The organism is Aeribacillus composti (genome assembly GCF_007827555.1).
Lineage (GTDB): Bacteria > Bacillota > Bacilli > Bacillales > Aeribacillaceae > Aeribacillus > Aeribacillus composti.
In genome coordinates this window covers 1-9,186 of the sequence record NZ_VISS01000056.1, presented here as the reverse complement: position 1 = coordinate 9,186, position 9,186 = coordinate 1, and the positions used below count along the sequence as shown (strand labels likewise).

The 9,186-nt window shown below is 31.3% G+C and carries 8 protein-coding genes and 2 pseudogenes; 5 read left to right on the top strand and 5 right to left on the bottom strand.

Features of this window, described 5'->3' with window-relative positions; translation table 11 throughout:
* Positions 1-197 precede the first annotated feature (197 nt).
* Positions 198-599 (bottom strand): hypothetical protein, encoded by a 402-nt coding sequence (locus FB379_RS17905; protein WP_144598548.1) that lies wholly within the window; start codon positions 597-599, stop codon positions 198-200.
* Between the two features lie 161 nt (positions 600-760).
* Between FB379_RS17905 and FB379_RS17900 the strand changes: the two genes are divergently transcribed.
* The 3 genes from FB379_RS17900 (at position 761) to FB379_RS17890 (ending at position 4,564) form a co-directional block, all read left to right on the top strand.
* On the top strand, positions 761-1,444 hold the full coding sequence (locus tag FB379_RS17900) for an ABC transporter ATP-binding protein (protein WP_144598547.1): 684 nt from the start codon (positions 761-763) through the stop codon (positions 1,442-1,444).
* On the top strand, positions 1,437-3,866 hold the full coding sequence (locus FB379_RS17895; RefSeq protein WP_144598546.1) for an FtsX-like permease family protein: 2,430 nt from the start codon (positions 1,437-1,439) through the stop codon (positions 3,864-3,866). Before FB379_RS17900 ends, FB379_RS17895 begins: the two co-directional genes overlap by 8 nt.
* A 128-nt stretch (positions 3,867-3,994) precedes the next feature.
* Positions 3,995-4,564, top strand: a complete 570-nt coding sequence (locus FB379_RS17890; protein WP_144598545.1) for a VanZ family protein — start codon at positions 3,995-3,997, stop codon at positions 4,562-4,564.
* Between the two features lie 459 nt (positions 4,565-5,023).
* Here FB379_RS17890 and FB379_RS17885 read toward each other — a convergent pair whose 3' ends face one another.
* From FB379_RS17885 to FB379_RS17875, 3 genes are all read right to left on the bottom strand, one after another.
* Positions 5,024-5,809: a DUF817 domain-containing protein gene (locus FB379_RS17885; protein WP_066248107.1), complete on the bottom strand. Its 786-nt coding sequence runs from the start codon at positions 5,807-5,809 to the stop codon at positions 5,024-5,026.
* A 388-nt stretch (positions 5,810-6,197) separates the two neighbouring features.
* Positions 6,198-6,419: a helix-turn-helix domain-containing protein gene (locus tag FB379_RS17880; protein ID WP_063388940.1), complete on the bottom strand. Its 222-nt coding sequence runs from the start codon at positions 6,417-6,419 to the stop codon at positions 6,198-6,200.
* A 10-nt stretch (positions 6,420-6,429) separates the two neighbouring features.
* The gene (locus FB379_RS17875; RefSeq protein WP_117017326.1) at positions 6,430-6,912 is read right to left on the bottom strand and encodes a DUF2975 domain-containing protein; all 483 of its coding nucleotides are present in this window, start codon (positions 6,910-6,912) and stop codon (positions 6,430-6,432) included.
* 658 nt (positions 6,913-7,570) lie between these two features.
* Here FB379_RS17875 and FB379_RS18890 point away from each other — a divergent pair.
* Positions 7,571-8,033: pseudogene (locus tag FB379_RS18890) on the top strand (DDE-type integrase/transposase/recombinase); the annotation flags it as partial.
* Positions 8,034-8,193: 160 nt separating this feature from the next.
* Here FB379_RS18890 and FB379_RS17855 read toward each other — a convergent pair.
* Positions 8,194-8,628 carry a VOC family protein gene (locus FB379_RS17855; RefSeq protein WP_044747371.1) on the bottom strand — a complete coding sequence of 145 codons (435 nt, stop codon included), beginning with the start codon at positions 8,626-8,628 and terminating at the stop codon, positions 8,194-8,196.
* Positions 8,629-9,008: 380 nt separating this feature from the next.
* Here FB379_RS17855 and FB379_RS17845 point away from each other — a divergent pair.
* Positions 9,009-9,092: pseudogene (locus FB379_RS17845) on the top strand (ABC transporter permease); the annotation flags it as partial.
* Between the last annotated feature and the right edge of the window lie 94 nt (positions 9,093-9,186).

Genomic DNA, 9,186 nt, shown 5'->3' with positions numbered 1-9,186 from the left:
TCAGATAAAAATCGAAAAAATATAAAAGCAAGTGGAGAGAAACGAATTGTTTTTCTCCACTTGCTTCATTTTAGGGACTTATCGGACAGCCCCAATTAAAAAAACCACTTGCCAACAAACCCTTAATACCATACCCTCCTAGTTGGACAAGTCTTCAACGGGAGGTATTTAAGGGGATTATCATTTTATTTATGTAGTTACTGATTTATAGTACCAGAACCTTTAACCCTATAACCGATGGAACTAGTTTTGCTAAGTCTAAGTATATAATCTCTTTTAGCAACAGTGCCATAGCTTTTAGTGTAGGTATAACCATTAGCAGAAATATCACCACTACTATAGTAATTAAAAAACCCGCCATATAACGCAACACTGTATTTAGATTTATTAGAATCTATAGAACCGTTGGCTTTATAAGTGTCCGCTTTAACAGTAGTAGAGGCTTTAGCATTTTTTAAAGAAAATACTGTAGTTCCATCAAATCCGTGAGTCATTGAAAATGTATAGGACTTGCTATAAGCACTAGCCGTAATCGGTAAAGCGATTACGCCTACAAGAAGAGCAGTTGATATAGTTAATTTTTTTAATTTACCTTTCATATTATCACTCCTTTCTAATTTATTACCATTATTTATTATATTATCAAATATTAGGAAATTAAATAATTATTTTGCAAATTTGTATATTTTTGAATAAAATATTAATATAAAATAGTCTTATTTGTTAGTAAATACGTTATATTAATATACGGGAGGAAACGATGTCAATTATACTTAAAGCAGAAGAAATCAGTAAATCATTTAATACATATAATAACTATTTAGTTGTTAAACCCACTTCATTTAGTGTTAAGAAAGGAGAAATATATGTAATAGAGGGAAAGAGTGGTTCCGGAAAATCTACTTTTTTGAGTATGATAGGAGGACTAGAAAAGCCAAGTAATGGAAGAGTTTTTTTTGAAAATAAATCCTTTTATGAACTAAATGACAATGAACAGTCACGAATAAGAGGTGAATCATTTGGATTTATATTCCAATCATTCCAATTAATACCCGAGCTTACTGTCAAAGAAAATATAGAGTTACCATTTAATTTTGTAAAGGCTTCTAACAAGAATATGTTAAATGTTAATGAGTTAGCTAATGAACTAGACATTTCAAGGCATCTGAGTAAAAAACCTAATTATCTGTCTGGCGGGGAGCAACAAAGGGTAGCTATTGCTCGTGCTTTAATAACTTGTCCAAAAATTTTGTTTGCAGATGAACCAACAGGAAATTTGGATCAGGAAACTACAAAATTAGTAATCAAATTACTTATTAAACTAAGTAAGAAATATAATATTTCCCTAATAATCGTAACTCATGAGAAAAACTTAATTAAAGAACCCCATTACTTATATAAAATGAATGATGGTGTTTTAAAGGTGGAAAACAAACATGATTAAGTTTTCAATAAAATTGTTAATCGCGAGGTTAAAATGGTTTTTAGTAATGACCATTGCTCTCGGAATTACTTTAGCATTCATTACCTCACTAATAACATCATCTGAAGCAATAAAAACAAGCCTAAAGAATAAAGCATATAAAAATTATGGTGAGCATTCAGGTTTATTAATTGGTATTAAAGAATCAAAATCGTTGCTAAATAATAATAACTTTGATGCGGGAGAGTATCAATTAATAGATACATTAAAAATTAGTGAAGACCTTTCTGCTACTATTGGTTGGATGAATATTGACGCATTTAAGATTGGACATATTAACCTAATAAAAGGCAAATTCCCTACTAATGAGAATGAGGTTGCAATAGAATCGTTCTACTTAGAAAAGCTAGATCCCACTTGGAAATTAGGCGACACAAAAAAACTTTTAATTAATAACAATGTTACTCAAGTTAAACTTGTTGGCATTATTGAAAATTATTCGGCTAAATGGTCAGTGCCATACAATATAGAAAAAGGGGTAAATGATTTTCCGAATATCTTAGTGGCAAACAAAGACAACAGTTTAACAAGCAACTTTTTAATTAAATTCAATAAAGACCCAAAAGAAAATGAAGAGGAAATGTTAAAGTTACTAGAAATATATAATGATCAAGGAATTATTAATGAAAAATTATTTTATAAAGGTTTAAACCAATATGATAACATCACAAACTTAACATTCTTTTTTCAAATAATTACTTTAATAGTTGCCTCCTTTTGTTTTTGGAGTTTATTTTATTATTTCAATTTCTTTCAATTGCAAAAAGATGCGCTATTTAAAGCAGCAGGATCTAATAATTTAAATTTGTACAAACTTCATTTTTTTCAGTGTTTAATTATCTTTTTATCCAGCATACTTTTTTCAATTCCGCTAAATATAGCATTACATAAACTAATAATTAAGAAAACTTTTTTTGAAGGAGAACTCAATCCTTCACAATTAAGCACTATAATCAATACAGTATCGATATGGATTATCATTTTATTTACTATAGTTGTCATAATTTCAACTAAATCAATTAACAAATTTAATAAAAAGTCTATAAATAACATATTACACAACAATAGTCACTCTAAAAATAAAGGAGATTATTTGATATATAAATTTTCCTCATTTATTAAAAAACAGTTAGTAATTCAAATGGTTCAATATCCCAAACACTCTTTGCTAATTATATTCAATTTAAGCATTTGCACGATGATTATTTTATTTTCCTTTTTTTTACAAAAAGAAAGTGAAGGTATCTGGGACGCTAAGCAGGATTATTATATTGATTCGCAAGAAATATATGCTTATGAGAATATACAGAATCTTAACGTTTTAGCTCATAAGGGATTAACATTTCCAATACATGAAGTAAAACAACTTGAACAAACTAGAGGTATTAAGTACATTGACAAAAATCCGTTTATGATTGACGTTCATCCTCTTATAAAACCAAACTTATTAACATCTTCTATAGAAAACTGGATAAAACAAAATGGTTCACTAAATAATTTATATGAACAAGATATAATTATTCCCAATGTAAGTTATCGAATAGTGAATGAAGTTGAATTTGGTGAGATTTATAAATCTAATGATTTTGAAAGTTTTAAGGGTAAAATACTATTGATATTGCCCAAAACAGAGATTAATAATAACAGTAAATTAATAGGCGAAAAATTAAGTTTTATAAAAATGTATAGAGAGTCAGGTCAATTAAAAACAAAAAAATGGGAATTTGAAGTTTTTGATGTTATTGAGAGTGCAAACAGTAACGAAAATAATATGTCCATAAATTATAATGAAATTACTATTCTTTTAGATGAAAAAACAGCTGTAGATAGCAAAATTTTTACGGGATATAAGGATTTAACTATTTATTTAGAAGATAATATATCTTCAATAGAAGAAAAGATAATAGATTCTTTAGTTTATGAAATGGTTGCATCTATACCCGGAAGTCTTTATCAAAAGATATCAACTACACAAATAGAAGAAATGAAAATATCTTCTTATATAGGTTTTTTAGGTAAATTGTCATTCTTGATTTCATTGTTTTTGTCTATGACAAGTATTATAAGTATTTTACTAAGTAAATATTATATTAAAAAAAGAACTTGGGGTATTTATCTTTCATTAGGAATGAGAAAAAGATTTGTAATGAAACTTCTGTCATTTGAAATATTTATTTATTTCTTTATATCAATTGTTATTAGTACCATCCTTTTCTTCTTGTCTATGAAAGTATTAAATCATGTATACCCTACATCTTTTTATACAATATATTATATATTTGCTGTGTTGTTTATTTTAATAATTGCTACCTTAGGGGTGTTTGTCCTGTCAAAAATAATAAAAAATCAATCTATATTAGATTTATTAAGATTAAAGGAATAAAAGTTTTTCAACGGCTTAACAGGTTAATCGTTCAAGATACATTATAGATAGAGAGGTTAGAAACTACAAAATATTCCAGAATATTCACTTAGAAGGTAAAAAGTTATACTGGTAGGAGGAAAAATTAAATGCAGATTTATTCAATTCCGCTCCTGACTATATTAGGTTGCGTAGGGCTAATTATTTATATAATAATTGATTTCAAAAAGAACAAGTTAAAAAATTTAATTAGTAGAGGAATATTCTATAGTTTTATACTTTATTTAATTATTGTTTCACATCTTACTATTGGAAATATTTTTATACCTCCCCAGCACAGCTTTATAAGTTTTCAATTAATTCCTTTTCATTTTTTAGTTGATTGGTCTATCGAACGTGCCAATGGTATTTGGTTCTTTTGGAATTCAGTTAAACTATCTTTCTATAATTTGATTTTGTTATTTCCTTTGGGGATTTATTTGGGAATATTATTTAATACTACACGTATAAATAAGGTTATTATTATTGTATTCCTTACAAGTTTAATCATTGAAATATTTCAGCAAATATTAAGTTACTTTGGTTTTATATTTAGACGTTCGTTTGATGTTGATGATTTAATCCTAAATACTTTCGGTGGGGTTTTAGGATTTTTGGTTTGGTTAAGAGTTAAAAAAATCTATTTTGTAAATATTTCTAAATTGAAACGAAATTTCTAGTTACAAAAACCCGATTCACAGTTTTTTTAAAGGGTTTTGCAAGGAGAAAATCACAGTAGAAATTTTATGACTCGTGTCACGTGGAATAATATCTCAATGGAGAGAAAAAGTTGTAGCAATTGTTGAGATTAATTTTATTGAAATAATTCTTGGAAATGGCATCCGGGAAAATTACCAATTAAAAGTCTCGAAAGTTTGCAAACAGAAAAAATGGTACCGTCAACAATTTTGTGTAATGTAAGATAGATAGGGGATCGCTGAAATGGATTTGGAATAGGGAGGGACTGTCTCCTCCACGGGGTTGTCCAAAAAATCAGTTACCCTGACTTTTTGGACAGCCTCTTTTATCGTGACTCCAAAAAGGCGCCCGATAACTGAATAACACGTGAGCTTTCATTAGTGGGTATAGCCTAAAAAGAACCTCTATCTCGTTCCTTTAAATGATTATCAAACGCCTCTTTAAACCTTATCCTTCTTGGGTGAAACAATTTTTCCCTTAACCTGCTTTAACGTCGCTACTATAAGAAAGCTAACAATCACTAATAAGAACCAAGAACTTACCTTTCCTAGATGAACGAGACTCCATGCATCGGTTTGGTTTGGATATTCCCAAGCTCCAAAGAACGTTGCGATATTTTCAGCTATCCATATAAAAAATCCGATGAGAACAAAAGAAAGTACGAGTGGCATACGGTAACGAGTTCCATCAACCTCGAATGCGACCCATGATTGCCAAAAAACGATCATTACAATTCCAGTTAACCACCAACGAACGTCAATCCAATAATGGTGGGTAAAAAAATTTAAATAAATCGAAGCTGCAAGAGGTACAACTACCAAAAATGGTGGCCAATTAACCAGTTCAACCTTAAGCCTCCTCCACGCCTGGCAAAGATAACTCGCTACACTTGCGTACATGAATCCACTATACAAAGGCACTCCAAAAATTTTGAAATATCCTTCCTCTGGATAAGACCAGGAGCCCATATGTACCTTGAAAAGTTCAAGAGCAAGTCCAATAAGATGGAACAATGTGATAACCTTTAGTTCATCCCGTGTTTCAAGCCCAGAACGCACCATCCACCACTGCATCAGAAGGCAGATGATGAGCAGCCAGTCATACCGTGGCAGGAAGGGAAGTGGCATGATTTTTGTGAAAGCCAAAGAGGCAAAAATAACGACAGGAAACAAACATGATAGAGCCTGCTCCCAACCAAAACGAACGAGTTGTTTTAGGGCTCTCATGATTTGTGCCTCCAAAGGTTTTTTCTGAATATATGTAAGCCCTGCTTAGTATAGTAGCTAAATAGATTTAGGGTTATGTACATAGGTTCACCACCGAATAATTTCTTTTATTTTAAAAGGCTGTTTAAAGAAGATTTATATCATCTAATTCCTTTTTATTCCAAAACATTATGAATGGTTAAACTCATGAGTAACTCCCCTTTTATAAATTTGATTCATTTGATACTGGATATTATTACAGCAATGATAGAAACTCAGAATATCATGGTGGAATAGGAGATTGCCAACGTAAAATGAAATGTTAACCCTCCTACTCCCACCATTTTTGAAAGAATTAGTACTTATAAAAAATGTCAACAATAACATCCTGTAAAATATCACCGCTTTATTATCCTTGGGTGTCTTCGTCACTTCTGTATTCTAAAATATCTCCAGGCTGACATTCTAAAGCCTTACAAATCGCATCTAAAGTTGATAATCGAATCGCTTTTGCCTTTCCATTTTTCAATATAGAAAGGTTAGCCATCGTTATTCCAACCCTCTCCGAAAGCTCTGTAACGCTCATTTTTCTTTTAGCCAGCATTACATCAATATTGATTATAATTGCCAAGTTATTCACCTCAGATCGTTAAATCATTTTCTGATTTTATATCAATGGCAGCTTTTAAAAGCTTTTGAAGAAGAGCTGCAAAGACTGCAATAATCGTTGAAGCAAAAATAACGCCCAATCCGATTAGCATGATACCTGGGGCGTCTTCTAACTTCGCAGCGATATAGAAGAATGGCAAACCTGGCACATACAATAAACTGATTGTGATTGCACAGTATTTTATATTCTTTAAAGCCTTTACAGATAATTCCGAGAAAGCTTTGTTCTTGTCAATATAACTTAAAAGTTTAAAAGCTTGATACAGAGCAAAGAAAAATGGTACCGCCGATACATACATAACTATTAATAAGCCATATAGTACATAAGCGAACTCCGAATCACTTTCTGCTGCTTCTTTAGCTAACATAGGCAACCCAAATATACATAAAGCAAGAACTGGAGTTCCGATAATAAAAACAGCTATTTTTAAAAACAATGTTGATCCTTGTTTCATAAAAACAACCTCACTTATTTATTGTTAATTTGATTTTAATACGCGTTTTATCGTTTTACAATAAATTATTATTTAATTTTATTATATTTTTATTGTTTTATAGAAATATCCTTTTAATTTTAGACAAAAATAAAAAGCATTCCTCATTTCAAAGAAATACTCTATAACTTAAACTATTCAATTTACAACTTGTTCAACTAACCTGTAACGTTAATTTAAATACATGAAGCTGCACGGGATAGTTTCGTTATCGGAATTAAGTAAATTTATAAAAACTATATTTTTATAAAATAATGCTTAAAATAGGTGCACAATAACTTCTACATTAAAAATCTAGTATTATCAAGGCTTCAAAAGGTGTCAAAACATAGTGACATAAATCAAAGGAGAAAATAACATGGGATATAAAACATACAAAGCAACAAATTTAACATGGCTTAAAACTGCTGGGGGCTCATACGTGTATAAGCAAGAAGTTGCTTGCTGAACTGCAAAGAGGCGATACTTTGGTCGTGACAAAATATTTCTAAGTGGCTTATGATGCTAAAGGTCATCAGTTAAGCAACGTATCTATTCCCATTAATTAAATTTTGGTGTGTTTTGTTCAAATAGCAACGATGTTCTTTTTTCAAACGGGTGCGTTTCTGCAATAAACAGAAACGTGTTGAAAAGGGAATTTGACCCACAAGAGGAATTAACTGTTGTAGTTAGCGACTTAACATACGTGAGAGTGAAAAAATGGCATTACATCTGTTTATTTGTCGATCTTTATAATCGAGAAATTATCGGCCATAGTGCAGGTCCCAACAAAGATGCCTAACTCGTCTATGAAGCATTGTCGACTGTGAAAGCTGATTTGCAGCAAATTCAATTATTCCACACAGACAGAGGCAACGAATTCAAAAACAAGACCATTGATGAAGCTCTAGATACTTTTCAGATTAATCGGTCGTTAAGCATGAAAGGCTGCCCCTATGACAACGCAGTAGCTGAAGCAACCTTTAAAATCATGAAGACCGGGTAAATATTTCGAAAGTGTAGAACAACTCAAAATGGAATTAGATGATTATGTTCATTGGTTTAATCATATTAGAATCCATGGAACGCTAGGGTATTTGAGCCGATGGAGTATAAAGAGAAACACCTCAAAAAAAGTGTCTCGTTTAGTGTTGACATACCACAGTTTTCTACTCTACTATAAATTGTGTATAACTTTGCGGGTAACTCGATTCGTACAATAAACCAATTTAACTTCGTATTATGCTTATAATGCACCAATTGTTAATTATCCCTTTTTTCCTCCCAAAGTCGTGTGCGTTCTTCAAAACTCACTTCTTTGTGTATTTGATGCAGCATCCATTGATAGCCGAAAGGGTCAATAAATATGGCATTTGACACTCCGTAATCAGGCATTTCAGTCACCGGTTGCACCTCAGTACAGCCCGCACTGGTCACCTTTGAAAATGTTTCCTTGATGTCAGGAACAAGGATGTTAAACCAAATCGTTTTAGGTTCATCCGGGTTTGGGGCTTTCAATCCGAATTTTGGGTTTTCATCCAACATGTGAAAGCGTACTCCATATAGGGTAAAAATGACTTCATTTTCACCTTTAGGAAAATCTGTAACCTCAACACGCTCGATATCGAATATTTTTTCGTATAATTCCAATGCTTTCAAGCTGTCTGTAACAACCATATCAATTTCTACTCCAACCATTATGTACACACTCCTTTTATAGCTTCGCTATTTCCTGCTAATACGCAATAAATATGCATTAACTATTGTCATTATATACCTTTATCATAATCATCACAATGTCTGTGCCAGAATACCTATTAACCGTTTGAATTCTTCCTCTAACTCTTATATACGCTTGTTTTTAGCAACGATAAGGACATCTTTGCTTGCATCTGTCATTTCCCTTTTTAACTTGCGTTCAGTATTGATATTTACTTATGTAAAAAAATAATAGATAGAGCATACACAAAATACCGTGTAGCCTATCTATTAGCATAGTTTAGATAAGAAATTCTGGATATAATTTAGTTTTTTCAGAAAGAAGTTTGTTTAATAGTGATATGGAAGATTAAAAATGCGGCAGTATTTTTGTTGCGCTTGCATCGATTGGGTTTTGGTCGGATGCAAAAACATCGATTATGCCAATGATGTATAACATTGGTGTATTTGATAATTTAAAATTGAGCCACTTTTGAAGGGTTCGATCACATAAAAAATGAGCCACCTGATTTCCAATTTTCATTACCTCCCTTATGA

Coding starts and splice junctions, on each gene's coding strand:
- FB379_RS17905 (WP_144598548.1), bottom strand. CDS start 599: ATGAAAGGTAAATTAAAAAAATTAACTATATCAACTGCTCTTCTTGTA.
- FB379_RS17895 (WP_144598546.1), top strand. CDS start 1,437: ATGATTAAGTTTTCAATAAAATTGTTAATCGCGAGGTTAAAATGGTTT.
- FB379_RS17890 (WP_144598545.1), top strand. CDS start 3,995: ATGCAGATTTATTCAATTCCGCTCCTGACTATATTAGGTTGCGTAGGG.
- FB379_RS17875 (WP_117017326.1), bottom strand. CDS start 6,912: ATGAAACAAGGATCAACATTGTTTTTAAAAATAGCTGTTTTTATTATC.
- FB379_RS17900 (WP_144598547.1), top strand. CDS start 761: ATGTCAATTATACTTAAAGCAGAAGAAATCAGTAAATCATTTAATACA.
- FB379_RS17885 (WP_066248107.1), bottom strand. CDS start 5,809: ATGAGAGCCCTAAAACAACTCGTTCGTTTTGGTTGGGAGCAGGCTCTA.
- FB379_RS17855 (WP_044747371.1), bottom strand. CDS start 8,628: ATGGTTGGAGTAGAAATTGATATGGTTGTTACAGACAGCTTGAAAGCA.